This window comes from Streptomyces solicavernae, assembly GCF_029968095.1.
GTDB lineage: Bacteria > Actinomycetota > Actinomycetes > Streptomycetales > Streptomycetaceae > Streptomyces > Streptomyces solicavernae.
On the sequence record NZ_JASCIR010000004.1, the window covers coordinates 17,776 to 43,335 of the forward strand.

Consider the following 25,560-nt stretch of genomic DNA (forward strand, 5'->3'; position numbering starts at 1 on the left):
AGCCGTGCGGGCAGGGCCGGATCGGCGGCCCCGGGCAGGGATTGCCCGGCCCCGCACGGGTAACCCATGGGTAATGAGCGGGCGTCCGACCGGGCATGGTTGGATGCGAAGTGCAGGGTGTCCGGGGGCAAAGGCCCGAGGCTGCACTGAGAGTGGAACGACCTGGGCAGGCGGGAATCGTGAGGATCTTCGGCAAGGGACGGCACCGGCCCTCCGCCTCCTGGCGGCAGGCCACCGACCGGGCGTTCACGCTCATCGGCGACGGCCGGTACGAGGACGCGGGAGCGCTCCTGACCCGCGCCGCCGACCTCGAACCCTGGCTGTCCGAGTCCTGGTTCAACCTCGCCCTGCTGCACAAGTTCCGGCACGACTGGGAGCAGGCGCGCGCCGCGGGCCTGCGGGCCGTCGCGCTGCTCGACCGCGAGGCGGGCGCCCCGGACTGGTGGAACGTCGGAATCGCCGCGACCGCCCTGCAGGACTGGCCCCTTGCCCGCCGCGCCTGGCAGGCGTACGGGCTGAAGGTCCCCGGCGGTGCCGTCGGCGGTGAGCCCCCGCTCGGCATGGAGCTCGGCAGCGCGGCCGTGCGGCTCTCCCCGGAGGGCGAGGCCGAAGTGGTGTGGGGCCGGCGGCTCGACCCGGCCCGGATCGAGGTGCTGTCCATCCCGCTGCCGTCGTCGGGCCGGCGCTGGGGCGAGGTCGTGCTGCACGACGGCGTCCCGCACGGCGAGCGGACCACCGGCGCCGGGCCGTCGTACCCGGTCTTCGACGAGATCGAGCTGTGGGCGCCCTCCCCGGTGCCGACCTGGGTGGTCCTCCTCGAAGCCGCGTCGGAGGCCGACCGGGACGCGCTGGAGCGGCTGGCGGCGGACGCCGGTTTCGCCGCCGAGGACTGGTCGTCCTCGGTGCGCCTGCTGTGCCGGATGTGCTCGGAGAGCCGGATGCCCAGCGACGAGGGCGACGGCGAGCACCTGGACCCGCACGACCACAGTGAGCCCGGCCACCCCGGCCCGCTCGGCCACCGCAGCCCCGGCGCGCTCTGGGTCCCGGAGCGGGAGTGCGGCATCGCGGCGCCCGCGGGCCTGGTGCGCGGACTGCTCGACGGCTGGGTGGCGGACAGCCCGGACTCCCGCGACTGGCGGGACCTCGAAGAAGTCTGCTGACCGGAAGTCTGCTGACCGGAAGTCTGCTGACCCGGGACACCCTTCCGGCAGGCCCCCGTAGGCTGTACTTCCACACTTGGCTTGTCGAGGAAGGCGTACGTCGGACATGGCGCAGCAGGACACCGATCAGCAGACCGCGGCGGAGGCGGGCGTGCTCCCGGTCGACGACGAGGGCTTCGTCATCGACACCGAGGACGCCGAGGCGCGCGAGGCGGCCTACCGCGGGCGCGGCACGTCCCGGCCGATCACCGTCGTCGGCAACCCGGTCCTGCACAAGGAGTGCAAGGACGTCACGGAGTTCGACGCAGAGCTGGGGCAGCTGGTGGACGACATGTTCGCCAGCCAGCGCACCGCCGAGGGCGTCGGCCTGGCCGCGAACCAGATCGGCGTCGACAAGAAGGTCTTCGTCTATGACTGCCCCGACGACGAGGGCAAGCGGCACGTCGGCGTGATCTGCAACCCCGTACTCCAGGAGCTGCCAGCCGAGCAGCGCCGCCTCGACGACGGCAACGAGGGCTGCCTCTCGGTGCCCACCGCCTACGCCGAGCTGGCCCGCCCCGACTACGCGGTGGTGACCGGCCAGGACGAGCAGGGCAACGCGATCACCGTGCGCGGCACCGGCTTCTTCGCCCGCTGCCTGCAGCACGAGACGGACCACCTGTACGGGTACCTGTACATCGACCGCCTCTCCAAGCGCGAGCGCAAGGACGCCCTGCGCCAGATGGAGGAGGGCACGCCGCGCTACGAGGTCGTGCCCAACGGCTGAGCGTCACAAGGCGGTTCAGGGGCCGGTCACGCCACGCGGGCCGGCCCCTGAAACGTACGCCGGTACGCGTGCGGCGTGGTGCCGAGGGTGCGCAGGAAGTGGTGGCGCAGCGCGGCCGCGGTGCCGAAGCCGACGCGGCCCGCGATCGCGTCGACCGTCTCGTCGGTGGACTCAAGCAACTCCTGCGCCCGCAGCACGCGTTGGCGCAGCAGCCAGCGGTACGGGGTGGTGCCGGTCTCCTGCAGGAAGCGGCGGGCGAACGTGCGCGGCGACATATGGGCGCGGTGTGCCAGCTGCTCGACCGTGACGTCCTCGTCGAGGTGCCGCTCCAGCCAGACCAGGACCTCGCCGACGGTGTCGCAGGGCGTGGCGGGCAACGGCCGCTTCACGTACTGCGCCTGGCCGCCGTCGCGGTGCGGCGGTACGACCATGCGGCGGGCGATGGCGTTGGCGACCTCGGTGCCGTGCTCCTTGCGGACGAGGTGCAGGCAGGCGTCGATGCCCGCGGCGGTGCCGGCCGAGGTGATCACCGGGTCCTCGTCGACGTACAGGACGTCGGGCTCGACGCGGGCGCGCGGGAAGCGGACGGCGAGCTCCCGCGCGTACCGCCAGTGGACCGCGCAGCGGCGGCCGTCCAGGAGGCCCGCCTCGCCGAGCAGGAACACCCCGGAGCAGACGGACAGCACGCGGGCGCCGCGGTCCACCGCGCGGCGCAGGGCGTCGAGCAGCTCCGGCGGGTACGGACGGCCCGGGGTCTGGGCCCGGACCGCGGGGACGGCGATGAGGTCGGCCTCCTCCAGGCGGTCCAGGCCGTGCGGCGTGGAGATGGTGAAGCCCGCGTGGGTGGACAGGACCGGGCCCTCGGCGGAGACCACCGCGAAGTCGTGCACGGGCAGGCCCTCGTCGCTGCGGTCCAGGCCGAACACCTCGCTGACCACGCCGAGTTCGAAGGGGTGCACCTGGTCCAGGACCACGGCGGCCACGTTCTTCAGCATGGCTGTCAGTGTGCCGCATGGTTGGCAGGATGTCGATGGCTCATGTCAGTCCTGCCACTGCCGTCGGGGTGCCGCGGGCGCGAGAGTAAGGGGCATGGAAAACACACACACCTTTCTCAACACCCTCGGCGTCCTCGCGGTCTTCGCCCTCCTGGCCCTGCCCTCGCTCGTCGGCCACCTCCACGACCGGCGCGTGGACCGGCAGTTGAGGGCCGCCGAGCGGGGCGGGCGGCCGCAGCTTCGTACGGCTCAGGCTCAGAACTCGTCGTCGAACGACACCGAGCCCTCCACCGCCACCTGGTACGCGGACGGCCTGCGCTCGAAGAAGTTGGTCAGCTCCTGAACGCCCTGCAGCTCCATGAACGAGAAGGGGTTCTCGGAGCCGTAGACCGGGGCGAAGCCGAGGCGGGTGAGGCGCTGGTCGGCGACGCACTCCAGGTACTGCCGCATCGACTCGGTGTTCATGCCCGGCAGTCCGTCGCCGCACAGGTCCCGCGCGAACTGCAGCTCGGCCTCGACGGCCTCCCGCAGCATGTCGGTGACCTGGGCCTCAAGGCGGTCGTCGAAGAGCTCGGGCTCCTCCTTGCGGACGGTGTCCACGACCTCGAACGCGAAGTTCATGTGCATCGTCTCGTCCCGGAACACCCAGTTGGTGCCGGTGGCCAGGCCGTGCAGCAGTCCGCGGGAGCGGAACCAGTACACGTACGCGAAGGCGCCGTAGAAGAACAGGCCCTCGATGCAGGCCGCGAAGCAGATCAGGTTGAGCAGGAAGCGGCGCCGGTCGGCCCGCGTCTCCAGGCGGTCGATCTCCTCGACGGAGGCCATCCACTTGAAGCAGAACTCGGCCTTCTCGCGGATCGACGGGATGTTCTCGACGGCCGCGAACGCGGCGGCGCGGTCGTCCGGGTCCGGAAGATACGTGTCGAGCAGCGTCAGATAGAACTGGACGTGCACGGCCTCCTCGAAGAGCTGGCGGGAGAGATACAGCCGCGCCTCGGGTGAGTTGATGTGCTGGTAGAGCGTGAGCACCAGGTTGTTCGCGACGATCGAGTCACCGGTCGCGAAGAACGCGACGAGCCGGCCGATCAGGTGCTGCTCGCCCGGCGACAGCTTCGCGAGGTCGGCGACGTCCGAGTGGAGGTCGACCTCCTCGACGGTCCAGGTGTTCTTGATCGCGTCCCGGTAGCGCTCGTAGAAGTCCGGGTAGCGCATGGGGCGCAGGGTCAGCTCGAAGCCCGGGTCGAGCAGGTTCTTTTCCGAAGCTGGGGTACTCATTACTGGCAGGCCTCGCAGGACTCGGGGTTTTCCAGGGAGCAGGCGACGGCGTCGGGCTCGGCCATCTGGACCGGCACCCGGGCCGCCGCCCGTGCGATCCGCGTCGCGGGGCGGGAGCGCAGGTAGTACGTGGTTTTCAGGCCCGACTTCCAGGCGTACGCGTACATCGAGGAGAGCTTGCCGATGGTCGGGGTCTCCAGGAACAGGTTCAGGGACTGCGCCTGGTCGAGGAACGGGGTGCGGGCGGCGGCCATGTCGATGAGGCCGCGCTGCGGGATCTCCCAGGCCGTGCGGTACAGGTTCCGCACCTCCTCGGGCAGCCGGCCGAAGCCCTGCACCGAGCCGTTGGACTCGCGCAGTGCCTCCCTGGTCTGCGCGTCCCAGGCGCCGAGCCGCTTCAGCTCCTCCACCAGGTAGGCGTTGACCTGCAGGAACTCTCCGCTGAGGGTTTCCCGCTTGAACAGGTTGGACACCTGCGGCTCGATGCACTCGTACACGCCCGCGATGGACGCGATCGTCGCGGTCGGGGCGATGGCCAGAAGCAGCGAGTTGCGCAGGCCGGTGACGGAGATCCGCGCGCGCAGCGCCTCCCACCGCTCGGGCCACGCCAGGTCGACGTCGTAGTGGTCCGGATGAAGCACACCACGCGCGGTGCGCGTTTTCGCCCAGGCGGGCAACGGGCCGCTGCGCTCGGCGAGTTCGGCGGACGCCTCGTACGCGGCGAGCATGACGCGCTCGGCGATCCGGGTGGAGAGCGCCCGCGCCTCGGCCGAGTCGAAGGGCAGCCGCAGCTTGAAGAACACGTCCTGCAGCCCCATCGCGCCCAGGCCCACCGGGCGCCAGCGCGCATTGGACCGGCCGGCCTGCTCGGTCGGGTAGAAGTTGATGTCGACGACACGGTCGAGGAACGTCACGGCGGTACGAACCGTCTCGTCCAGGCGCTCCCAGTCGATGCCGCCCTCGGCCACGAAGGACCCCAGGTTGACCGACCCCAGGTTGCACACCGCCGTCTCCCCGTCGTCCGTGACCTCCAGGATCTCGGTGCACAGGTTGGAGGAGTGCACGGTGTGGCCGGGTTCGGCGGTCTGGTTGGCGGTGCGGTTGGCGGCGTCCTTGAACGTCATCCAGCCGTTGCCGGTCTGCGCGAGGGTGCGCATCATCCGGCCGTACAGCTCCCGCGCGGGGAGCGTTTTACGGGCGGTCCCCGCGGCCTCGGCCCTGCGGTACGCGGCGTCGAACTCCGCGCCCCACAGGTCGACGAGCTCCGGCACGTCCGCGGGCGAGAACAGCGACCAGTCGGCGTCGGCGGCGACCCGGCGCATGAACTCGTCGGGGATCCAGTGCGCGAGGTTGAGGTTGTGCGTACGGCGGGCGTCCTCGCCGGTGTTGTCCCGCAGCTCCAGGAACTCCTCGATGTCCGAGTGCCAGGTCTCCAGGTAGACCGCGGCCGCGCCCTTGCGCCGCCCGCCCTGGTTGACGGCGGCCACGGAGGCGTCGAGCGTCTTGAGGAACGGCACGATGCCGTTGGAGTGCCCGTTGGTCCCGCGGATCAGCGAGCCCCGGCTGCGGACCCGGGAGTACGAGAGGCCGATGCCGCCGGCGTGCTTGGAGAGGCGGGCGACCTGGTGGTAGCGGTCGTAGATGGAGTCCAGCTCGTCCAGCGGGGAGTCGAGCAGGTAGCAGGACGACATCTGCGGGTGCCGCGTACCGGAGTTGAAGAGCGTCGGCGAGGATGGCAGGTAGTCGAGGCGGCTCATCAGGCCGTACAGGGCGGCGACTTCGTCGACGGCGCGGGGCGAGTCGTCCTCGGCGAGGCCGGCCGCGACGCGCAGCAGGAAGTGCTGCGGGGTCTCGACGACCTTGCGGGTGATCGGGTGCCGGAGCAGGTAGCGGCTGTGCAGGGTGCGCAGGCCGAAGTAGCCGAAGCGGTCGTCGGCGGCGGGGTCGATCAGGGCGTCGAGGCGCGCGGCGTGCGCCCGTACGAACTCCGCCGTGCGGTCGGCGATCAGGCCCTCGCGGTGGCCGGTCCCGACGGACTCGGTGAAGCGGGTGACGCCCTGCGAGGCGGCCTCGTCGGCGATGGCGCGGGTGAGCAGGCGGGCGGCGAGCCGGGAGTAGGAGGGGTCCTCGGAGATCAGGCCGGCGGCGGCGTCCGTGGCGAGGTCGCGCAGCTCCGCCGCGTCCGACCCGGCGTGCCGGCCGCGGAGCGCGGCGGCGGCGACCCGTCCGGGGTCGGTGTCGGGCAGGTCGGCGGTCAGCTCGGTCAGGGTCCGCAGCAGCGATACCGAGGGGCGATCCGCAGGATCTCCGTTGAGGGTGGTGGCGGGAGACGGGCGGGCGGTACCCGGGGCGTCTTCGGTTGCCCGGCCTGCTTCGGCCTGGGCTGAGACCGGATCGGCTGGCGCGATGGTCACGGTGGGGCTCTCCCTCGCTCGGCGCGGGGCCTTGGGCGGGCGGGAGTGGGCGCACGGCACCGCGGGACGGCACACCGTGTCGCGTCCACCGGCCCATTCCGCGAGGCCCGGACGACATGAGCACCCGGACCGGACGGCACGGGTGCGCCGTCGGCAGGTCCTCGGACTTGACGGGTACGCGAAAGCGCACCGGTACACCGTTGCGGGACAGTTCCGGATTCGCACCGGATTCCCCTGCGGCGACAGCGAGGACGAGCATACATGTGGTGGGTGATGCTTGCGGCTGCCCCCATATGTTGTGTCGTACGACGGAGTCTTGGGTCGTACGACGGAGTCTCGGGTCGTGCGACGGAGCCTCGGGTCGTGCGACGGAGTCTCGGGTCGTACGCGCATACGGCGACGGGCCGCCGGATCGCTCCGACGGCCCGTCGTCGTACGGGAGTTACAGGAGTTACAGGAGTTGCAGGAGTTACAGGAGTTACAGGAGTTACAGGAGTTACAGGAGTTACAGGAGTTACAGGAGTTACGGGGGACTTCAGGCGGGGCTCAGTGCGAGGAGCCCGCCGTGGCCGGCGGCAGGTCGGCCTTGACGCCCGGGTCGCCCGCGTCCGCCGTGTAGTCGCCCGGCTGGGTCTGGTCGACGCCGTCGGGGGCCTTGGCCGCCCGCAGGACGAAGGTCAGGACCACGGTGACCGCGACGTTCAGGACGAACGCGGTGAGGCCGATGTAGCCGATCTCGCCGATGCCGGGGATCTCCGCGGAGGACCCGCCGAAGTGCTTCTGCGTCGGCGAGGCCACCCCGTACGCCGCGGCCGTGCCGTACACCATGCCGACCGCCCAGCCGCCGAGCAGCGCCCAGCGGTGGAACCAGCGGGTGAACAGGCCGCCGACGAGGGACGGGAAGGTCTGCAGGATCCAGATGCCGCCGAGCAGCTGGAAGTTGATCGCGACCGTCTTGTCCATGCCGAGGACGAAGACCAGTGCGCCCACCTTCACCAGGAGCGACACCAGCTTGGAGACCTTGGTCTCCTGTGCCGGGGTGGCGTCCGGCCTGATGAAGTCCTTGTAGATGTTGCGGGTGAACAGGTTCGCGGCGGCGATCGACATGATCGCGGCCGGGACCAGGGCGCCGATGCCGATCGCCGCGAAGGCGATGCCGGCGAACCAGTCCGGGAACATGTTCTCGAACAGCTGCGGGATCGCCAGCTGCCCGTTCTCCACCTTGACCCCGGCCGCGATCGCCATGAAGCCGAGCAGCGCGAGGAAGCCCAGCATCAGCGAGTACAGCGGCAGGATCGTGGTGTTGCGGCGGATCACGTCACGGCTGCGCGAGGACAGCGTCGCGGTGATCGAGTGCGGGTACATGAACAGCGCGAGCGCCGAGCCGAGCGCAAGGGTGGCGTACCCCCAGTGCCCGCCGTCGCCCGGCACCAGGCCGCCCTTGCCCTGCTCGGTGAACTTGTCACTCGCCGAGGAGAAGATGTCGGCGAAGCCGCCCAGCTTGATCGGGATGTAGATGATGGCCACGGCGATCACGATGTAGATCAGCGTGTCCTTGACGAACGCGATCAGCGCGGGCGCGCGCAGCCCCGACGAGTACGTGTACGCGGCGAGCACGCCGAAGGCGATCAGCAGCGGCAGGTCCTTGATGAACCAGTTGGTGTTCTCGCCGCCGCCGACGCCCATCACGTCCAGCACGGCCTGGATGCCGACCAGCTGGAGCGCGATGTACGGCATGGTGGCCAGGATGCCGGTGACGGCCACCGCAAGGGACAGCCCCTTCGAGCCGAACCGGCCGCGCACGAAGTCCGAGGTCGTCACGTACCCGTGCTTGTGGGAGACCGACCAGAGGCGCGGCAGGAACGTGAAGATCAGCGGGTAGACCAGGATGGTGTACGGCACCGCGAAGAAGCCGGCCGCGCCCGCCGCGTAGATCGCCGCCGGGACGGCCACGAAGGTGTACGCGGTGTACAGGTCGCCGCCGAGCAGGAACCAGGTGACCCAGGTGCCGAACGAGCGGCCGCCGAGGCCCCATTCGTCGAGGCTGTTCTCGTTCTCGGCCTTGCGCCAGCGGGCCGCCATGAAGCCCATGGCGGTGACCAGGACGAAGAAGAGGATGAAGACGGCGAGTGCGACGCCGTTCACGCCGTCGTTCACTTGGCCCCGCCTTCCCGGCGCGCGCGCTGGTCACGCTGCCAGAGCCGGTACGCGAGGACCGTGAGCGCGGTCGAGATGAGCACCCACGCCATCTGGTACCAGTAGAAGAACGGCAGCCCGATGAAGGCCGGGTCCGTCTTCGCGTAGGAACCGACCCACAGCATGGCGATGAACGGTGCGACGAGACAGAGGCCGATGACGACGCGCACCGGCGTCACCACCGGTGGTCTGTTCTCTTCTGAAGCTTGTGACATGCGGCGGGCTCCGTCCCCCTCGCTGGTGACCTCGTGCGGTGCGCACGAAATCTAGGTGACGGTGTCAAGACAGCGGAAGACCTCGTCCGCATATCGGTCCCCAACCGCAATCTCGCCGCCGCGCGTGTGCGGATTTCGCCGGAATGGCGCAGGTATCGCGGCGGCGACTTCCGGCCGTTGTGGCGACCGCCGCTACTTCTGCGGCCGTTGCAGCCGCGCCACGAACTTGTACCGGTCCCCGCGGTACACCGACCGCACCCACTCCACCGGCCGCCCCGAGGCGTCGAGGGAGTGCCGGGACAGCATCAGCATCGGCAGGCCCACGTCGGTGCCGAGCAGCGCGGCCTCGGTCGGGGTGGCGAGCGAGGTCTCGATGGTCTCCTCGGCCTCGGCGAGGTGGACGTCGTAGACCTCGTCGAGCGCGGTGTACAGCGAGGTGTACTTGGCGAGCGAACGGCGCAGCGCGGGAAAGCGCTTGGCGGACAGGTGCGTGGTCTCGATCGCCATCGGCTCGCCGTTCGCGAGGCGCAGCCGCTGGATGCGCAGGACCCGGCCGCCGGCCGCGATGCCGAGCAGCCCGGCGAGCCGGTCGTCGGCCGTGACGTACCCGATGTCCAGGAGCTGCGAGGCGGGTTCGAGCCCCTGCGCCTTCATGTCCTCCGTGTACGACGTGAGTTGGAGCGACTGGGACACCTTCGGTTTGGCGACGAACGTGCCCTTGCCCTGGATCCGCTCAAGCCGCCCCTCGACGACGAGCTCCTGCAGCGCCTGCCGCACGGTGGTCCGCGAGGTGTCGAACTCGGCGGCGAGGGTGCGCTCGGGCGGTACGGGCGTGCCGGGCGGCAGCGTTTCCGTCATGTCGAGCAAGTGCTTCTTGAGGCGGTAGTACTTGGGCACACGCGCGGTGCGTGCCGGGCCCTGCGGCTCGGCCGCCGCGGTCCCCGCCGTGCTCTGGGTGCTGTCCGCCTCGGTGGTCATCTCTCGCCCGCCCGTCTCCCGGCCGCCGCTGTTCGAAGACGCCTTCCGCGCGGCGCCCTGCTGCGGCTCCTGTGCTGCTGCCGTCACCGGCTCCTCCGTCTGTCGCGGCTCACATCGTGGCACGCCCCGGCCGGGACCGGTCGCGCTCCCTCAGGTGTCGGTCGGGTAACGGGATGGGGGACCCGTCTGATGACCCTTGACACCCCTAAAGGTCTAGGCCAAGCTCCCCGTGCTGGTCTACACCATTAAAGACCAGGTCCCAGTCCCACGAACAGTGCACTGCCACATGTCGCCGAAGTGGGTGGGGGGTTGCTGGCATCCCTGAGGAGGGTGACGTGAAGCGCAAGCTCATAGCCGCGATCGGTGCAGCGGGCCTGGTGGTGTCGGTCGCTGCCTGCGGCTCGGACGACGGCAAGGACGCGGGGGCGGACGGCTTCAAGGGTCAGACGCTGACCCTGTGGGCCATGGACGGTTCGACCCCGGACGGCTGGACGAAGGACGTCAAGGCCGCCTTCGAGAAGAAGACCGGCGCCAAGCTGAAGATCGAGATCCAGCAGTGGAACGGCATCCAGCAGAAGCTGACCACCGCACTCTCCGAGGAGAGCCCGCCGGACGTCTTCGAGATCGGCAACACCCAGACCCCGGCGTACGCGCAGACCGGCGGCCTCGCCGAACTCGACGACCTGAAGAAGTCCATCGGCGCCGACTGGACCGAGAGCCTCAACAAAGCGTCCGTCTTCGACGGCAAGCAGTACGCGGCCCCCTGGTTCGCCGCCAACCGCGTGGTCGTCTACAACAAGAAGGTCTTCAAGGAAGCCGGCGTCACCGAGATCCCGAAGACCCGCGCCGAACTCTTCAAGGCCTTCGACAGGATCGAGGCCGAGACCGACGCCGAGCCCATCTACATGCCCGGCCAGAACTGGTACTTCTTCGACGGCCTCACCATCGGCACCGGCGCCGACCTGGTGAAGAAGAAGGGCGACAAGTGGGTGTCCAACCTCGCGGACCCGAAGGTCGGCGAGGCCATGGAGATCTACCAGAAGTACGCCTCGTACTCCACCGCCCCCAAGGACAAGGACGAGGCCACCCCGCAGCAGGCCGAGGTCTTCGCCAAGGGCAAGACCGGCGCGTTCATCGGCATGGGCTGGGAGGCCGCCACCGCGATCAAGGCCAACCCGGAGATCGAGAAGCACATCGGCTACTTCACGATCCCCGGCGAGACCGCCGACAAGCCCGAGGGAGTCTTCCTCGGCGGCTCCAACCTCGCCGTCGCCGCGGGCAGCGAGCAGCAGGAACTCGCCAAGGAATTCCTGAAGATCGCGCTCTCCGACAAGTTCGAGGGCCAGCTGTCCAAGGAACTCGGCGTCATCCCCAACAAGGAGTCGCTGCAGCACAACCTGAAGGGCCAGCCCGCCGGCGAGGCCGCCGCGGCCGCCGTCGCCTCCGGCGGCACCACCCCGCTGATCCCCGAGTGGGCCGCCGTGGAGAACCCGCCGAACCCCATCAAGACGTACATGACCGCCGTCCTGAACGGTAAGTCGCACGCCGCGGCCGCCAAGCAGGTCGAGGGCGAGTTCAACAAGCGCCTGGCGCAGAAGCAGTGACCACGCGCCGGGGGCGGCACCCGGCCTCCCCGCCCCCGCCCCCGGCGCGTACCGCCTGCTCTGAACCCTCTCGTACGAAAGTGATGGCGAGCATGACCGTGCAGAGCGCACGCGCCCGCACCACCGCACTCGCGCCCTATCTGCTGCTGCTTCCCGCCCTCGCGGCGACCCTGCTGCTGCTCGGCTGGCCGCTGGTCAAGAACGGGCTCCTGTCGTTCCAGAACCTCAACATGAGGCAGCTGATCCAGCACCTCACGGAGTGGAACGGCCTCGACAACTACGCCGAGGTGCTGAGCAGTCCGGACTTCTGGCGGGTCACCGTCAGATCCGTCCTGTTCACCGGCGCCAACGTCGTACTGATCATGATCCTCGGCACCCTCGTCGGCCTGCTCCTCGCACGGCTCGGCAAGCGGATGCGGCTCACCCTGCTGATCGGGCTGGTCCTCGCCTGGGCGATGCCGCCGATCGCGGCCGTCACCGTCTACAAGTGGCTCTTCGCCCAGCGCTTCGGCGTCGTCAACTGGGTGCTCGACCGGCTCGGCTTCCACTCGATGGCCGACCACAACTGGCTCGCCACCCAGTTCTCCACCTTCGCCGTGGTCACCCTGCTCATCGTCTGGCAGTCCATCCCGTTCGTGGCGATCAACCTGTACGCCGCCACGACCACCATCCCCAAGGAGCTCTACGAGGCCGCCGCGCTGGACGGCGCCGGTGCCTGGAAGAGCTTCACCTCGGTCACCGTGCCGTTCCTGCGGCCCTTCCTCTACGCCACCACGTTCCTGGAGATCATCTGGGTCTTCAAGGCGTTCACGCAGGTCTTCGCGATCAACGAGGGCGGCCCGAACCGGCTCACCGAGATCCTGCCCGTGTACGCGTACATCGAGGGCTTCGGCAACCAGCACTTCGGCATGGGCTCCGCGATCGCGCTGCTCACCATCGTGATCCTGCTCGCCCTGACCGCGTACTACCTGCGCATCGTGCTCAAGCAAGAGGAGGACGAGCTGTGAGCCGCCCCCGAGCCGCGTCTTCGGTGCTCCGCCGCGTCTGGCCCAACGCCCTGGCCACCGTGCTGACCCTCGTCTTCGTCTTCCCCGTCTACTGGATGTTCGCCACGGCCTTCAAACCGACCGGCGACATCATCAGCGAGGACCCCGTCTGGTTCCCCGTCGACTTCACCTTCGAGCACTTCCGCACCGCCGTCACCGCCGACAACTTCTGGACGCTGGTACGGAATTCGGTGACCGTCACGGTCCTAGCGGTGCTGTTCTCCCTGGTCATCGGGTTGCTCGCGTCGTTCGCGCTGGCCCGGATGCGGTTCCGGGGGCGGCGCGGCTTCATCGTCGCGTTCATGCTCGCGCAGATGGCGCCCTGGGAAGTCATGGTCATCGCGATCTACCTGATCGTCCGCGACGCCGACATGCTCAACAGCCTGATCCCGCTCACCGTGTTCTACATGATGATGGTGCTGCCCTTCACGCTGCTCACCCTGCGCGGCTTCGTCGGGGCCATACCGAAGGACCTGGAGGAATCCGCGATGGTCGACGGGTGCAGCCGGCCGCAGGCCTTCGTCAAGGTGATCCTGCCGCTGCTCGCGCCCGGCCTGATGTCGACCTCCCTGTTCGGCTTCATCACCGCCTGGAACGAGTTCCCGATGGTGCTGATCCTCAACAAGCAGGCCGAGGCGCAGACCCTGCCGCTGTGGATCTCCAAGTTCCAGACCGTCTTCGGCGACGACTGGGGCGCCACCATGGCCGCCTCCTCGCTCTTCGCCATCCCGATCCTGCTCCTCTTCCTCTTCCTGCAGCGCAAGGCCGTCAGCGGCCTCACCGCAGGCGCCGTGAAGGGATAAACCCGCCGTATGACGACACTCCGCACCCGTGCCACGGACACCCTCACCCGGGACGCGCTGACCGTTCTGCAGCCCGGCTTCGTCGGCACCAGCGCACCGGACTGGCTGCTCCGCCGCATCGGCGAGGGCCTGCACTCGGTCGGCCTGTTCGGCCGCAACATCGCATCGCCCGAGCAACTGGCCGCGCTCACCGCCCAGTTGCGGGCCGAGCGGGACGACGTCCTGGTCGCCATCGACGAGGAGGGCGGCGACGTCACCCGCCTGGAGGTCCGCACCGGCTCCTCCTTCCCCGGCAACCACGCCCTCGGCGCGGTGGACGACGCGGCCCTGACCCGCGACGTCGCCGCCGAACTCGCCCGCCGCCTCGCCGCCTGCGGGGTCAACCTCAACTGGGCCCCGTCGGCCGACGTCAACTCCAACCCCGACAACCCGGTCATCGGCGTACGGTCCTTCGGCGCCGACCCGGCCCTCGTCGCCCGGCACACCGCCGCGTACGTCGAGGGCCTGCAGTCCACCGGGGTCGCGGCCTGCACCAAGCACTTCCCGGGCCACGGCGACACGGCCGTCGACTCGCACCATTCCCTGCCGCGTATCGACGCCTCCCTGGAGGTGCTGCGGGAACGGGAGCTGGCGCCCTTCCGCGCGGCGATCGCCGCCGGCACGAAAGCCGTGATGAGCGCGCACATCCTGCTCCCGGCCCTCGACCCTGACCACCCGGCCACCCTCTCCCGCCGCATCCTCACCGGCCTGCTCCGCGAGGAGCTGAACTTCGACGGCCTGATCGTCACCGACGGCATGGAGATGCAGGCCATCTCCGCCACCTACGGCATCGCACGCGGCAGCGTCCTCGCCGTCGCCGCGGGCGCCGACGCGATCTGCGTGGGCGGCGGCCTCGCCGACGAGCAGACGGTCCTGCGCCTGCGCGACGCCCTCGTCACGGCCGTACGCGACGGCGAACTCCCCGAGGAACGCCTCGCCGACGCGGCCGCGCGGGTGCGCGCGCTGGGGGAGTGGTCCGCGTCTGCCGTACGCGTCGAGAGCGGAACCGGCCGCGACATCGGCCGGACGGCGGCCCGCCGCGCCCTCGCGATCACCGTCAACGGCGAGCACCCACGGCTGACTTCACCCGCGTACGTGGCCGCGCTGACGCCGATGGCCAACATCGCGGTGGGCGACGAGACCCCCTGGGGCGTCGCCGCCGAGCTGGCCCGTCTGCTCCCCGGCACGGAGACCGGCAGCTACACGGCGGAATCGGACCCGCGCCAGATCCTCGCGGCGGCCGGCGACCGCCGCATCGTCGCCGTCGTCCGCGACGCCCACCGCCACGGCTGGATGTCCGAGGCCCTGGACACGCTCCTCGCCTCCCGCCCGGACACGGTGATCGTCGAAATGGGCGTCCCCCAGTCCCCACCCCGCGGCGCGATCCATCTCGCGACGTACGGCGCGGCAAGGGTGTGCGGGGCGGCGGCGGCGGAGGCGTTGGTGGGGGAGGTGTTGGTGGGGGAGGCGTAATACCGCTCGGGGCTGAAAAGAAAGGCGCCGGGCCCAACGGACCCGGCGCCTGAGGGCGAGGGGCACCCCTCAAATCCCCTGCCACTCCGGCTTGTTGTCGTACGCATGCCGAAAATACTCCGCAAGCTTCAACTTCGACGCGGCGGCCTCATCCACCACCACCGTCGCACGCGGATGCAACTGCAGGGCCGACGCCGGCACGAGCGAGGCCACCGGCCCCTCCACGGTCTGCGCCACCGCCTCCGCCTTCCCCTCGCCCGTCGCGAGCAGCACCAGATGACGCGCGTCCAGAATCGTCCCGATGCCCTGCGTGATGACGTGGTGCGGCACCTGCTCGATGTCGTTGCCGAAGAACCGGGCGTTGTCGATGCGCGTCTGCTCGGTCAGCGTCTTGATCCGCGTACGCGACGCCAGCGAGGAGCACGGCTCGTTGAACCCGATGTGCCCGTCGGTCCCGATCCCCAGGATCTGCAGGTCCACCCCGCCGGCCGCGGCCAGCGCCTCCTCGTACGCCTCGCACGCCGCCTGCACGTCCGCCGCGCTGCCATCGGGCCCCATGAACTGCTCCGCGGGCAGCCCGAGCGGCTCGACGACCTGCCGCAGCACCGTCGCGCGGTACGACTCCGGGTGTCCGGCGGGCAGTCCCACGTACTCGTCGAGCTGGCAGATCCGGGCCCGCGAGGCATCCACTCCGCCGCCCCGCACCTTCGCGATCAGCGCGTCGTAGATGGGCAGCGGGGTCGAGCCGGTGGCCACGCCGAGCAGCGCGTCGGGCTTGCGGGCCAGCAGGTCCGCGACGGCCCCCGCGATGAGCTCTCCGCCCGCCTTGGCGTCCTTGACGATGACAACTTCCACGCTGGGCCTGCCGATCTGGGTAGTGGATGTGCACGCTCTGCGGTCTAGTGGTTTAGACCAATCTAACAGAGTCATGCCCTCCCCGCCCGTCGAATCCGCACACTCTCCGCCCGTCGAATCCGCACACTCTCCGCCCGCCGAACCCGCGGCCGTCACGAAAAGTCTGCACCCCTCGGGCCCGTTTTTCTAGCGCCCGCTATACAATTCACTCCATGGTGGCGAACCCAGCAGCGCAGAGACGCACGAGCCGTCCGTCGGAACAGGCGGCCGGCGGCACGAAGCAGCGCGGCCGCCCCCGCTCCTTCGACCGCGAACAGGCCCTGCGCCAGGCGATCTGGACCTTCTGGGAGCGGGGTTACGAGGCCACGTCCGTCTCCGACCTCACCCGGGCCATGGGCATCGGCCCGCCCAGCCTGTACGCAGCCTTCGGCGACAAGCGCACGCTCTTCGAGGAAGTCCTCACGGAGTACGTGGACACGTACGGCGCCTTCGGATCCCGAGCCCTCGACGAGGAACCGACCGCCCGCGCCGGCTTCGCCCGCATGCTGCGCGAGGCCGCCGCCGAGTTCGCCGCCCCCGGCCGCCCGCACGGCTGCCTCGTCATCCACGCGGCCACCAACTGCACGACACCGGAGGTCGAGGAGACGTTGCGGGAGCGGCGCAACGCCAACATCGCCGAGTTCGCGACCCGCATCCGCGCGGACGTCGCCACCGGCGAACTCCCCGGCGGCTGCGACGCCCCCGCCCTCGCGCGCTACACCGCCGCCGTCTTCCAGGGCATGTCCCAGCAGGCCAGGGACGGCGCGAGCCGACAGGAACTGGAACGCGTCGCCGACCTGGCCATGACCGCTTGGCCCCCGGCATCATGAGACCGTTGACCCCGGATGCGGTCGGAGGAAGAAACAAGAAGAACAATCTCTGCCGACGCATGGACATCGGATAATGGTCTAGTCCACAATGCACAGGTAAAGCTTCAAAGCTCCAAGTTCCACCGCTTCGAAGCTCCACAGCTTCAACGATCCAAGCTTCCGCTCTTCCCGCACAGAAGAGCGGAGGAGGCGCCCGACGCTCTCTGCCCTGACCGCGTCGGAGCCTCCCGGTCGCGCGGGACCGCACACCCGACGACCGGATCAGCTCCGGGCTGCGGTGCCGGTGAGGGTTGAGGGTCCCTCTCAGGCGCCGCGGCCCGCGGGTGTTTCCGGGCCCGAAACCGCCGGGCCCCGCACTGTCCGAGCCGAAAGGTACGCTCGCACACGTGCCCTCCATGAACGAACTCGTACGCCAGCACACAGCCCTCGGCGACACCGACCTTGAGTGGCTGCACCTGCTGGTCTCGGAGTGGCAGCTGCTCTCCGACCTCTCCTTCGCCGACCTGGTCCTGTGGGTCCCCACACGCGACGGCACCCGTTACGTGTCGGTCGCCCAGATGCGCCCCAACACAGGCCCCACGTCGTACCAGGACGACATGGTCGGCCACCTCGTCCCCCGGGGCCGCCGCCCCCTGCTCGACGCCGCGCTCGACGAGGGCCGCATCGTGCGCGAGGGCGACCCGGAGTGGCGCGAGGAGGTCCCGGTCCGCGTCGAGTCCATTCCCGTACGCATGGAGGGACGCGTCCTCGGCGTCATCGCCCGCAACACCAACCTCCTCACGGTCCGCACGCCCAGCCGCCTGGAACTCACCTACCTCCAGAGCGCCTCCGACCTCGCCCAGATGATCGCCGCCGGGTCCTTCCCGTTCCCCGGCCAGCAGGTCGACATGGACGCGTCCCCGCGCGTGGGCGACGGCCTGATCCGCCTGGACGCCGACGGCATCGTGCAGTACGCCTCGCCGAACGCCCTCTCCGCGTACCACCGCCTGGGCCTCGCCGCCGACCTCGTCGGCCATCACCTCGGCCGGACCACCGCCGACCTCGCCCCGTCCCGCGGCCCCGTGGACGAGGCCCTGGTCAAGCTGGCCAGCGGCTGGGCCCCGCGCGAGACCGAGGTCGAGGGGGAGGACGGCGTGATCCAGCTCCGCGCCATCCCCCTCAAACCCAAGGGCACCCGCATCGGCTCCCTCGTACTGCTGCGCGACGTCACCGAACTCCGCCGCCGCGAGCGCGAGTTGATCACCAAGGACGCCACCATCCGGGAGATCCACCACCGGGTGAAGAACAACCTCCAGACCGTCGCGGCCCTGCTCCGCCTGCAGGCCCGCCGCATCGAGTCCGACCGCGGCCGCGAGGCGCTCGAAGAGGCCGTGCGCCGGGTCGGCTCGATCGCGATCGTGCACGAGACGCTCTCCCAGAACCTCGACGAACGCGTCGAGTTCGACGAGATCGCCGACCGCGTCCTCGCCATGGTCGCCGAGATCTCCCCGGGCAAGGTGACCGGCCGCCGCAGCGGCCGCTTCGGCATCCTGGACGCCGAGACCGCCACCCCCCTGTCGATGGTCCTCACCGAAGTCCTGCAGAACGCCCTGGAGCACGGCTTCCGCCAGGGCGACACCGGCACGGTCGAGGTCTCCGCGGTCCGCGGCGGCACCCGCAAGGACGCCCGCCTGCTGATCACCGTCCAGGACGACGGCGTGGGCCTGCCCGCCGACTTCGACCCGACCCGCGCCGGCAACCTCGGCCTGCAGATCGTACGGACCCTGGTGGAGGGCGAGTTGGGCGGCACGTTCGACATGGTCCCGGCGCCGGAGAAGGGCACCCGGGTGATCCTCGACATCCCGGTGCAGGGCGAGAAGTAGCACGGATCACACCGGCCCGGCGGGGGAGTCCGGCCTCAACCCGGCGTTCCCGTAAGGCAGTTGTGCCGCACCCGAACAGCAGTAAGCCCCGGACTCTGATGGGTCCGGGGCTTACTGCTCACGTTGCTGAGCGCATCGGGGGGTACTGCGCGCTGCGGCTCGGGGGCGGGAGATGCGTACTCGCCGTACGCGCCGCCGGGCTCAGGCTCGTTAGGGGTGGGGGTGTCAGGCGCTGGCCTGGCGGGCCCGGTTGCGGGCGGCGCGGCGCTTCATCGCGCGACGCTCGTCCTCGCTGAGGCCACCCCAGACGCCGGAGTCCTGGCCGGACTCAAGCGCCCACTGCAGGCACTGCTCCACGACGGGGCAGCGGCGGCAGACGGCCTTGGCTTCCTCGATCTGCAGCAGCGCAGGACCGGTGTTGCCGATGGGGAAGAACAGCTCGGGGTCTTCCTCGCGGCAAACGGCGTTGTGACGCCAGTCCATGGCTGCTACCTCTCCTTGGTGTTACGTGCTTGTGAATGTGAACGCTTTCACGAATCCCCTCGCAAGGGAAGGGCCAACCACCAGTTGCCTGGTGCAGGTCCTGTGTGAGAGAGGGGGTTCGGGCTCTCTGTGGGGCCGGTGTTGCGGGCCGTCCTGAGCGCCAAGAAGAGATTCGCAAACCTCGGCGGCGGATACAACCCCTTCCGGGAAGTTTTTTTTGATTCCTCGGTGTCGGCTAGGTCACAGCCGTCATTCTATGGGGTGGATCCTGGTCTAAACGTTCGAGTGCAAGGACTTTAGCGCCTTCCGCTCACACAATCACACGCAGTGCACGGCGTACGCCTGTGAACGTCACGCTTGTACGCAGTCCCAGGTGGTCTCCGTCCATCTGGAAGGGGAGCGGGGCCTTGGATTGCAAGGTGAAGTCCGTCAGATCGTGCAGCGCCGCCGCGTGCTTGCCGTGCGGTCCGCGCTCCGGCGTCGAGGTCAGCAGCTGGGTCGCGTAACGGGCCATCGCGGGGGTCGACAGCTTGCTCAGTCCGAGCACGTCGAGGCCGGTGTCGAAGCTCGCCTGCGGGGACGCGTACACCGGGCGATTGCCCAGGTAGGTCCAGGGTGAGGTGTTGCACACTATGGCAAGGACAAGATCGCTGACCGGGTCGTCGCCGGGCTGCTCCAGGGTGATCGTGCCGTGCCTGCGGTTCTGCTCGTCGAGGAACTGCCGCACCATCTGTCGTACGTAGAGCGCATGTGTCGAACGTTTGCCGCGCTCGCGCTCCTTCTCGACCCGGCCGATCACGCTGGCGTCGAACCCGAGGCCCGCACAGAACGTGAACCAGCGCTCCGGCACCCCTTCGTCGTCCGTGCCGGGGGTGCCGGCGGCCAGGCCGAGCCCGACCGTGCGTTCACTGCCGGTGCGCAGGGCGTCGAGCAGGGCGCCGGTGGCCTCGACCGGGTCGTTGGGCAGGCCCAGGGCGCGGGCGAAGACGTTGGTGGAGCCGCCGGGGACGATCGCGAGGCCGGGCAGGGAGGCCGGGCGCGGGCCGTTGTGCAGGAGGCCGTTCACGACCTCGTTGACCGTGCCGTCGCCGCCGAGGGCGACGACCATGTCGATGTCCTTGCTCTCCGCGGCCTGCCGTCCCAGGTCGCGGGCGTGGCCGCGGTACTCCGTGGTCACCGCCTCCAGCTTCATCTCGCTGGCGAGCGCGTGGATCAGTACGTCCCTGGTACGGGCACTGGTGGTGGTTGCCGCCGGGTTGACCACGAGGACTGCACGCATGAGCAGCAGCGTACCCATCGCTCCTTACGCGCCCCGCGCCCGCCCCGGGCCCGGCCCGCGCCCGCCCCGGGCCCGGCCCGCGCCCGCCCCGCGCCCGGCCCCCGGCCCCCGGAGTGGTCATGGGGTGGGGCTGGCTACCCTGCAGGGGTGAGCAGTGCTGAGCAGAACCCGAAGCCCGAAGGCCCGCGCCCGCCCCGCCTGACCGCCGCCGCGGCGCTCGCCGCGCTGGAGGGCCTGGTGCTCGTCGCCGCGGGCGGCTACCTCGCGGTGCGGGGGCTGGCGGGGAGCGCGGGGGACCAGCGGACCGCGCTGACCGGCGGACTGACGATGATCGCGCTGGCGCTGCTGCCGCTGATTGCCGCGCGCGGGCTGTTCAAGCTGCGCAGCTGGAGCCGTGGCCCGGCGATCATCACGCAGATCATGGCGCTGCCGGTGGCCTGGCAGCTGCTGCAGACGAACAGCGTGGCGATCCCCGGCGGGATCGCGCTCGCCGTGGTGGCGGTGACGTCGCTGGTGCTCCTGGTGAACCCGGAGACGACGGAGGCATTGGGCATCGGCCGACGGGACGCCGCCTAGACGGCCTTGCCGGGTGCGTGCGCGGGTCCGCTCGGCGACTCCGGCCGGTTGACTCGGCCGGTTACTCCTCGACCAGCAGGCGCTCGCGCAGCTGCGCGAGGGTGCGGGCGAGGAGCCGGGAGACGTGCATCTGCGAGATGCCGACCTCCTGCGCGATCTGCGACTGCGTCATGTTCCCGAAGAACCGCAGCAGCAGGATGCGCTTCTCGCGCGGCGGCAGATCCTCCAGGAGCGGCTTCAGGGACTCGCGGTACTCGACGCCCTCCAGCGCCTCGTCCTCCGCGCCCAGGGTGTCCGCGACGGCCGGGGACTCGTCGTCCGTGTCCGGGACGTCCAGGGACAGCGTGGAGTAGGCGTTCGCCGACTCCAGGCCCTCCAGGACCTCCTCCTCGGAGATGCTCAGCCGCTCGGCCAGCTCGTGCACCGTGGGGGAGCGGCCGTGCTGCTGGGAGAGCTCGGCGGTCGCGGTGGTGAGGGAGAGCCGCAGTTCCTGCAGGCGACGCGGGACGCGCACCGCCCAGCCCTTGTCGCGGAAGTGCCGCTTGATCTCGCCGACGACGGTGGGCGTCGCGTACGTCGAGAACTCGACGCCGCGCTCCGGGTCGAAGCGGTCCACCGACTTGATCAGGCCGATCGTCGCGACCTGGGTCAGGTCGTCGAGCGGCTCGCCGCGGTTGCGGAAGCGGCGGGCCAGGTGCTCCACCAGGGGCAGGTGCATGCGGACCAGCTGGTTGCGCAGCTCCGCGTACTCCGGGCTGCCGTCGGGCAGCTTGCGCAGTTCGAGGAACATCGCCCGCGCGCCGCTGCGGTCCTGCGGATCGTGGTGGTGCCCGTGCTCTGTCATGTGTCCCGCCCTCCCCCGGCTACCGCTGGGAGGCGCCCCAAGCCCGCCGCCGACCTGACGCTCGCCCGTGTCATCGCGCTGTGCCCGCTCCGTCGTGCCCGGCTCCTCCGGGTGCGGCCTGGCCTGTTGCTCGGGGATGTCCGGGGCGCGCCGCGCCCTGGGCACTCCGTCGCTGCCGTCGGTGTTCTCGGCGGGCAGACTCCTTGTGCTGCGCTCTTCGTCACGCACCGGCCCGTCCCCGTTCCTCACGCCGGCCCGGGTCCCGCGCCGCGCTGTTTGTACAGGCTGATCGAGACGGTCTTGTCGTCGGCGACATGGGAGTCGACCTTGCCCGCGAGGGCCGACAGGACCGTCCAAGCGAAGGTGTCGCGCTCGGGGGCGCGGCCGTCGGTCGTGGGCGCCGAGACCGTGACCTCAAGTGAGTCGTCGACGAGGCGGAAGACGCAGCTCAGCACCGAGCCCGGCACGGCCTGCTGGAGCAGGATCGCGCAGGCCTCGTCGACCGCGATGCGCAGGTCCTCGATCTCGTCCAGGGTGAAGTCAAGGCGTGCCGCGAGGCCGGCCGTGGCCGTCCGCAGCACCGACAGGTAGGCACCCGCAGCCGGCAGCCGGACTTCCACGAAGTCCTGAGTCCCGGGCTCGCCTGCGATCTGGGACACCCTCACCTCCAAGGTGGTACAAGCACGTTCGGGGTTCCGGCCCGCCGCTCGGCGGCGGTCCGGCACAGCGTCGCACGGGTGATGCGCTGTGTGTTCAGCAGGTGACGCTATCGCGCTCCCGCACTCCCTGTCCCGGCGGACCCCGGACCCGTCTGTTCACTCATAGTAAGTCTACGGGTACGGACAGTGGCTAGGGGTTGCGCGGTCCCAATTCGAAAGAGCGCGCGCCGGGTTGACGTACCCAGGTCGCGGGCGGTCGAACCGTCCGAAGCGGTCTCGCGGGCCGTCACTGTCCGTCGCCGTCAGACGATCGCGTCGTCCGCGAAGCACCAGCGCCAGCTCTCGCCGGGCTCGAAGCTGCGCATCACCGGATGGCCGGTGTCCTTGAAGTGGGCCGAGGCGTGCTGCAGCGGGGAGGAGTCGCAGCAGCCCACGTGTCCACAGGCCAGGCAGAGGCGCAGCTGCACGGGGTGGCTGCCGACCGCCTCGCACTCGGGGCAGGTGGCGGTGAGGGGCGGCGGCTCGGGGTGCGGCAGCAGGGAGACGTGCGGGCACTCGTTCATGATGGCCAGGTTACGACGCACCTGTGACAACGGACTTGCCGAAGGGGACGGCCCGGAGCCATGTATGTCTTGCCGTTGCTGTTGTTGGTCGCCGGCAGCGCCGCGGTCGCCGGAGCGGCCCGCCGCACCCCGGTTCCCGCGCCCCTGCTGCTCGTCGCCGCCGGTCTCGCGGTGTCGTACGTCCCCGGGGTGCCGCCGTACGAGCTCGACCCGCACGTCGTCCTGCCGCTGCTGCTGCCGCCCCTGCTGTACACCGCCGGGGTGGAGAGCTCGTACCTCGATCTGCGGGCCAACTGGCGGCCGGTGGCGCTGCTCTCGGTCGGGTACGTGCTGTTCGCGACGCTGGTGGTCGGCTACGCGGTGCATCTGCTCGTGCCGGGGCTGCCGCTGGCCGTCGCGTTCGTGCTCGGTGCGGTGATCGCGCCGCCGGACGCGGTCGCGGCGACCGCCATCGCGCGCCGGGTGGGCCTGCCCTCGCGGATCACCACGATCCTGCAGGGCGAGTCCCTGGTGAACGACGCCACCGCGATCACCGCATACAAGGTGGCGCTCGCCGCGGCCGTCGGCGAGGGCGCCGGCTGGGCGGGCGGGATCGCGGAGTTCGCGGTGGCGGCGCTCGGCGGTGTCGGAGTCGGCCTGGTCCTGATGGTGCCGCTGCACTGGCTGCGTACGCACCTCAAGGAGGCGCTGCTGCAGAACACGCTGTCGCTGCTCATCCCGTTCGTCGCCTACGCCGCGGCCGAGGAGGTGCACGCGTCCGGGGTGCTCGCGGTGGTGGTCGTCGCGCTCTATCTGGGACACCGTTCCTGGCAGGTGGACTTCGCGACCCGGCTCCAGGAGGCGGCGGTCTGGAAAATGGTGGCGTTCGTCCTGGAGTCCGCCGTCTTCGCGCTCATCGGGCTGCAACTGCCCGTCGTGCTCAGGGATCTCGGCGCGTACGAGGGTGCGCGGGCGCTCTGGTACGCGGTGGCGGTGTTCCTCGTGGTCGTGGCGGTGCGGTTCGTGTGGGTCTATCCGGCGACGTTGCTGCCGCGCGTGCTGTCGCGGCGGATCAGGGAGCGGGAGGCCGACCAGAACTGGACCGGGCCGCTGGTCGTGGGCTGGGCCGGCATGCGCGGCGTGGTGTCCCTCGCGATCGCGTTCTCCATCCCGCTCACGCTGGACGACGGGGAGCCGTTCCCCGGCCGCAACCTGGTGCTGTTCCTGACCTTCACCACGGTCATCGGGACGCTGGTCGTGCAGGGGCTCACGCTGCCGTGGCTGATCCGGGTCCTCAAGGTGCGGGGGCGGGACGAGCGGGCCGAGACGCTCGCCGAGGCGCAGGCGCAGAGCGAGGCCTCACGGGCGGCCGAGCGGCGCCTGGAGGAACTCCTCGCCGACGAGCGCAACGCCCTCCCGGGCCCCCTCGCCGACCGCCTGCGCACGGTCCTTGAGCGGCGCCGCAACGCCGTGTGGGAGCGCCTCGGCACCACCAACGCCTTGACCGGCGAGTCCGCCGACGACACCTACCGCAGGCTCTCCCGCGAGACTCTGGCCGCCGAGCGCGCCGTCTTCGTACAGCTGCGGGACCGGCGGCGGATCGACGACGAGATGCTGCGTACGCTGCTGCGCCGCCTCGACCTCGAAGAGGCGGCCGCCTATCGGGAGGAGGCCGGCTGAGCCGGTTCCCAGGGGCGGCCGGTGAGCACCGCGACGAGCCGCGTGCCGGCCGGGAAAACCCCTTCTTCTGTGAGCGTTTTCAGGGCGTACAGCATCTTGGCGACATAGTGACGTTCGAGCGGCAGGCCATGGCGGTGCTCGAAGTCCGCGGCGAAGGCGTCGAGTTCGGGGGTCGTGCGGGCGTATCCGCCGCAGTGGAAGCGGTCCTCCAGGCGCCATGCGCCGGTGCGCTCCCCGAACGTCTCGCGCTGCAGCCGCTCCACCTCCGCGGTGAGGAAGCCGCCTTTCAGTACGGAAACGCCGATCGCCCGCTGACCTGGGGCGAGTCCCGCCGCGAGGCCCGCGAGGGTGCCGCCCGTGCCGCAGGCGACGGCCACCACGTCGGCCGCCTCGCGCAGTTCGGCGCCGAGCTCCGTACAGCCCTGTACGGCGAGGGGGTTGGAGCCTCCCTCGGGGACGACGTGGATCTGCTGCGGATCGACGCCGGCCGCGGCGAGGAGGGCGTTCCGCACCTCTGGTTCGCCTTTCCGGCGATACGTCGATCTGTCGACGAAGTGCAGCCGCATGCCGTCGGCCGCGCACCGCGCGAGGGACGGGTTGAGGGGGCGGTGGGCCAGTTCGTCGCCGCGGACGACGCCGATCGTGTCGAAGCCGAGGAGGCGGCCCGCGGCGGCGGTGGCGCGCAGATGGTTGGAGTAGGCGCCGCCGAAGGTCAGGACGGGGCGTCCGGCGGCGGCCCGCAGGTTCGGGGCGAGCTTGCGCCACTTGTTGCCGGGCAGGTCGGGGTGGATCAGGTCGTCGCGCTTGAGGAGGAGCCGGACGCCGTGGCGGGTGAAGCGCTCGTCGTCGAGCCCGTGCAGCGGCGAGGGGAGCCGGGGGTGCAGTCGGGTCAGGTCGGCGGCGTTCACCTCGTCATTGTCGCCGCGCGTCCGGCACGCGCGCGTGCC

At 70.5% G+C, this 25,560-nt stretch carries 24 protein-coding genes and 1 riboswitch; of the genes, 11 read left to right on the forward strand and 13 right to left on the reverse strand.

Annotation, left to right across the window (positions count from 1 at the left end):
* The first annotated feature begins 179 nt into the window (after positions 1-179).
* Both QIS99_RS06705 and def read left to right on the forward strand, forming a co-directional pair.
* Positions 180-1,160 carry a tetratricopeptide repeat protein gene (locus QIS99_RS06705; RefSeq protein WP_282511481.1) on the forward strand — a complete coding sequence of 327 codons (981 nt, stop codon included), beginning with the start codon at positions 180-182 and terminating at the stop codon, positions 1,158-1,160.
* 106 nt (positions 1,161-1,266) lie between these two features.
* Positions 1,267-1,926 (forward strand): peptide deformylase, encoded by a 660-nt coding sequence (gene def, locus QIS99_RS06710; protein WP_282511483.1) that lies wholly within the window; start codon positions 1,267-1,269, stop codon positions 1,924-1,926.
* A gap of 26 nt (positions 1,927-1,952) precedes the next feature.
* On the opposite strand, the gene QIS99_RS06715 is transcribed toward def, so the two are convergent.
* The gene (locus QIS99_RS06715; RefSeq protein ID WP_282511485.1) at positions 1,953-2,921 is read right to left on the reverse strand and encodes a helix-turn-helix domain-containing protein; all 969 of its coding nucleotides are present in this window, start codon (positions 2,919-2,921) and stop codon (positions 1,953-1,955) included.
* Between the two features lie 94 nt (positions 2,922-3,015).
* Here QIS99_RS06715 and QIS99_RS06720 point away from each other — a divergent pair, with 94 nt between their 5' ends.
* Positions 3,016-3,264, forward strand: a complete 249-nt coding sequence (locus tag QIS99_RS06720) for a hypothetical protein (protein WP_282511487.1) — start codon at positions 3,016-3,018, stop codon at positions 3,262-3,264.
* Here the strand turns inward: QIS99_RS06720 and QIS99_RS06725 are convergent.
* The 5 genes from QIS99_RS06725 to QIS99_RS06745 all read right to left on the reverse strand — a co-directional run bounded on the left by QIS99_RS06725 (position 3,177) and on the right by QIS99_RS06745 (position 9,999).
* Positions 3,177-4,196 carry a ribonucleotide-diphosphate reductase subunit beta gene (locus QIS99_RS06725; protein ID WP_282511488.1) on the reverse strand — a complete coding sequence of 340 codons (1,020 nt, stop codon included), beginning with the start codon at positions 4,194-4,196 and terminating at the stop codon, positions 3,177-3,179. The two genes, QIS99_RS06720 and QIS99_RS06725, sit on opposite strands and share 88 nt — an antisense overlap.
* Positions 4,196-6,610 (reverse strand): ribonucleoside-diphosphate reductase subunit alpha, encoded by a 2,415-nt coding sequence (locus tag QIS99_RS06730; RefSeq protein ID WP_282511489.1) that lies wholly within the window; start codon positions 6,608-6,610, stop codon positions 4,196-4,198. The genes QIS99_RS06725 and QIS99_RS06730 overlap by 1 nt, the downstream gene beginning before the upstream one ends.
* Positions 6,611-6,745: 135 nt before the next feature.
* Positions 6,746-6,875: riboswitch (cobalamin riboswitch) on the reverse strand.
* Between the two features lie 281 nt (positions 6,876-7,156).
* Positions 7,157-8,767 carry a monocarboxylate uptake permease MctP gene (gene mctP, locus QIS99_RS06735; RefSeq protein ID WP_282511490.1) on the reverse strand — a complete coding sequence of 537 codons (1,611 nt, stop codon included), beginning with the start codon at positions 8,765-8,767 and terminating at the stop codon, positions 7,157-7,159.
* Positions 8,764-9,021, reverse strand: a complete 258-nt coding sequence (locus QIS99_RS06740) for a DUF3311 domain-containing protein (protein WP_282511492.1) — start codon at positions 9,019-9,021, stop codon at positions 8,764-8,766. Before QIS99_RS06740 ends, mctP begins: the two co-directional genes overlap by 4 nt.
* A 192-nt stretch (positions 9,022-9,213) precedes the next feature.
* Positions 9,214-9,999 carry a GntR family transcriptional regulator gene (locus QIS99_RS06745; protein WP_282511949.1) on the reverse strand — a complete coding sequence of 262 codons (786 nt, stop codon included), beginning with the start codon at positions 9,997-9,999 and terminating at the stop codon, positions 9,214-9,216.
* Positions 10,000-10,334: 335 nt separating this feature from the next.
* Between QIS99_RS06745 and QIS99_RS06750 the strand changes: the two genes are divergently transcribed.
* The 4 genes from QIS99_RS06750 (at position 10,335) to QIS99_RS06765 (ending at position 14,964) form a co-directional block, all read left to right on the forward strand.
* Positions 10,335-11,603, forward strand: coding sequence for an extracellular solute-binding protein (locus QIS99_RS06750; protein ID WP_282511494.1), 1,269 nt, complete (start codon positions 10,335-10,337; stop codon positions 11,601-11,603).
* Between the two features lie 83 nt (positions 11,604-11,686).
* Positions 11,687-12,610 carry a carbohydrate ABC transporter permease gene (locus tag QIS99_RS06755; protein ID WP_282511496.1) on the forward strand — a complete coding sequence of 308 codons (924 nt, stop codon included), beginning with the start codon at positions 11,687-11,689 and terminating at the stop codon, positions 12,608-12,610.
* Entirely contained in the window at positions 12,607-13,452 is an 846-nt protein-coding gene (locus QIS99_RS06760; RefSeq protein WP_282511497.1) for a carbohydrate ABC transporter permease, read from the forward strand. The genes QIS99_RS06755 and QIS99_RS06760 overlap by 4 nt, the downstream gene beginning before the upstream one ends.
* A gap of 9 nt (positions 13,453-13,461) precedes the next feature.
* Entirely contained in the window at positions 13,462-14,964 is a 1,503-nt protein-coding gene (locus QIS99_RS06765) for a glycoside hydrolase family 3 protein (RefSeq protein WP_282511499.1), read from the forward strand.
* A 69-nt stretch (positions 14,965-15,033) separates the two neighbouring features.
* On the opposite strand, the gene nagB is transcribed toward QIS99_RS06765, so the two are convergent.
* Complete coding sequence (gene nagB / locus QIS99_RS06770; protein ID WP_282511504.1) at positions 15,034-15,819, reverse strand: glucosamine-6-phosphate deaminase; 786 nt, start codon at positions 15,817-15,819, stop codon at positions 15,034-15,036.
* A gap of 212 nt (positions 15,820-16,031) precedes the next feature.
* Between nagB and QIS99_RS06775 the strand changes: the two genes are divergently transcribed.
* On the forward strand, positions 16,032-16,688 hold the full coding sequence (locus QIS99_RS06775; protein ID WP_282511506.1) for a TetR/AcrR family transcriptional regulator: 657 nt from the start codon (positions 16,032-16,034) through the stop codon (positions 16,686-16,688).
* Positions 16,689-17,083: 395 nt separating this feature from the next.
* Positions 17,084-18,550: a sensor histidine kinase gene (locus tag QIS99_RS06780; protein WP_282511951.1), complete on the forward strand. Its 1,467-nt coding sequence runs from the start codon at positions 17,084-17,086 to the stop codon at positions 18,548-18,550.
* A gap of 225 nt (positions 18,551-18,775) precedes the next feature.
* Here QIS99_RS06780 and QIS99_RS06785 read toward each other — a convergent pair whose 3' ends face one another.
* Both QIS99_RS06785 and QIS99_RS06790 read right to left on the reverse strand, forming a co-directional pair.
* A complete protein-coding gene (locus tag QIS99_RS06785; RefSeq protein WP_040248489.1) occupies positions 18,776-19,033 on the reverse strand; it encodes a WhiB family transcriptional regulator in 258 nt (85 codons plus the stop codon).
* Between the two features lie 310 nt (positions 19,034-19,343).
* On the reverse strand, positions 19,344-20,312 hold the full coding sequence (locus tag QIS99_RS06790; protein ID WP_282511510.1) for a diacylglycerol/lipid kinase family protein: 969 nt from the start codon (positions 20,310-20,312) through the stop codon (positions 19,344-19,346).
* 147 nt (positions 20,313-20,459) lie between these two features.
* Between QIS99_RS06790 and QIS99_RS06795 the strand changes: the two genes are divergently transcribed.
* Complete coding sequence (locus QIS99_RS06795; RefSeq protein WP_282511511.1) at positions 20,460-20,888, forward strand: hypothetical protein; 429 nt, start codon at positions 20,460-20,462, stop codon at positions 20,886-20,888.
* Positions 20,889-20,949: 61 nt separating this feature from the next.
* Here QIS99_RS06795 and QIS99_RS06800 read toward each other — a convergent pair whose 3' ends face one another.
* The 3 genes from QIS99_RS06800 to QIS99_RS06810 all read right to left on the reverse strand — a co-directional run bounded on the left by QIS99_RS06800 (position 20,950) and on the right by QIS99_RS06810 (position 22,954).
* On the reverse strand, positions 20,950-21,960 hold the full coding sequence (locus QIS99_RS06800; protein ID WP_408909493.1) for an RNA polymerase sigma factor SigF: 1,011 nt from the start codon (positions 21,958-21,960) through the stop codon (positions 20,950-20,952).
* Positions 21,961-21,977: 17 nt separating this feature from the next.
* Positions 21,978-22,391: an ATP-binding protein gene (locus tag QIS99_RS06805; RefSeq protein WP_282511513.1), complete on the reverse strand. Its 414-nt coding sequence runs from the start codon at positions 22,389-22,391 to the stop codon at positions 21,978-21,980.
* Positions 22,392-22,693: 302 nt separating this feature from the next.
* Positions 22,694-22,954 (reverse strand): UBP-type zinc finger domain-containing protein, encoded by a 261-nt coding sequence (locus QIS99_RS06810; RefSeq protein ID WP_282511514.1) that lies wholly within the window; start codon positions 22,952-22,954, stop codon positions 22,694-22,696.
* A 60-nt stretch (positions 22,955-23,014) separates the two neighbouring features.
* Here QIS99_RS06810 and QIS99_RS06815 point away from each other — a divergent pair, with 60 nt between their 5' ends.
* Complete coding sequence (locus QIS99_RS06815) at positions 23,015-24,613, forward strand: Na+/H+ antiporter (RefSeq protein WP_282511515.1); 1,599 nt, start codon at positions 23,015-23,017, stop codon at positions 24,611-24,613.
* On the opposite strand, the gene QIS99_RS06820 is transcribed toward QIS99_RS06815, so the two are convergent.
* The gene (locus tag QIS99_RS06820) at positions 24,592-25,521 is read right to left on the reverse strand and encodes a 1-aminocyclopropane-1-carboxylate deaminase/D-cysteine desulfhydrase (RefSeq protein ID WP_282511516.1); all 930 of its coding nucleotides are present in this window, start codon (positions 25,519-25,521) and stop codon (positions 24,592-24,594) included. The genes QIS99_RS06815 and QIS99_RS06820 overlap by 22 nt on opposite strands.
* Positions 25,522-25,560: the final 39 nt, after the last annotated feature.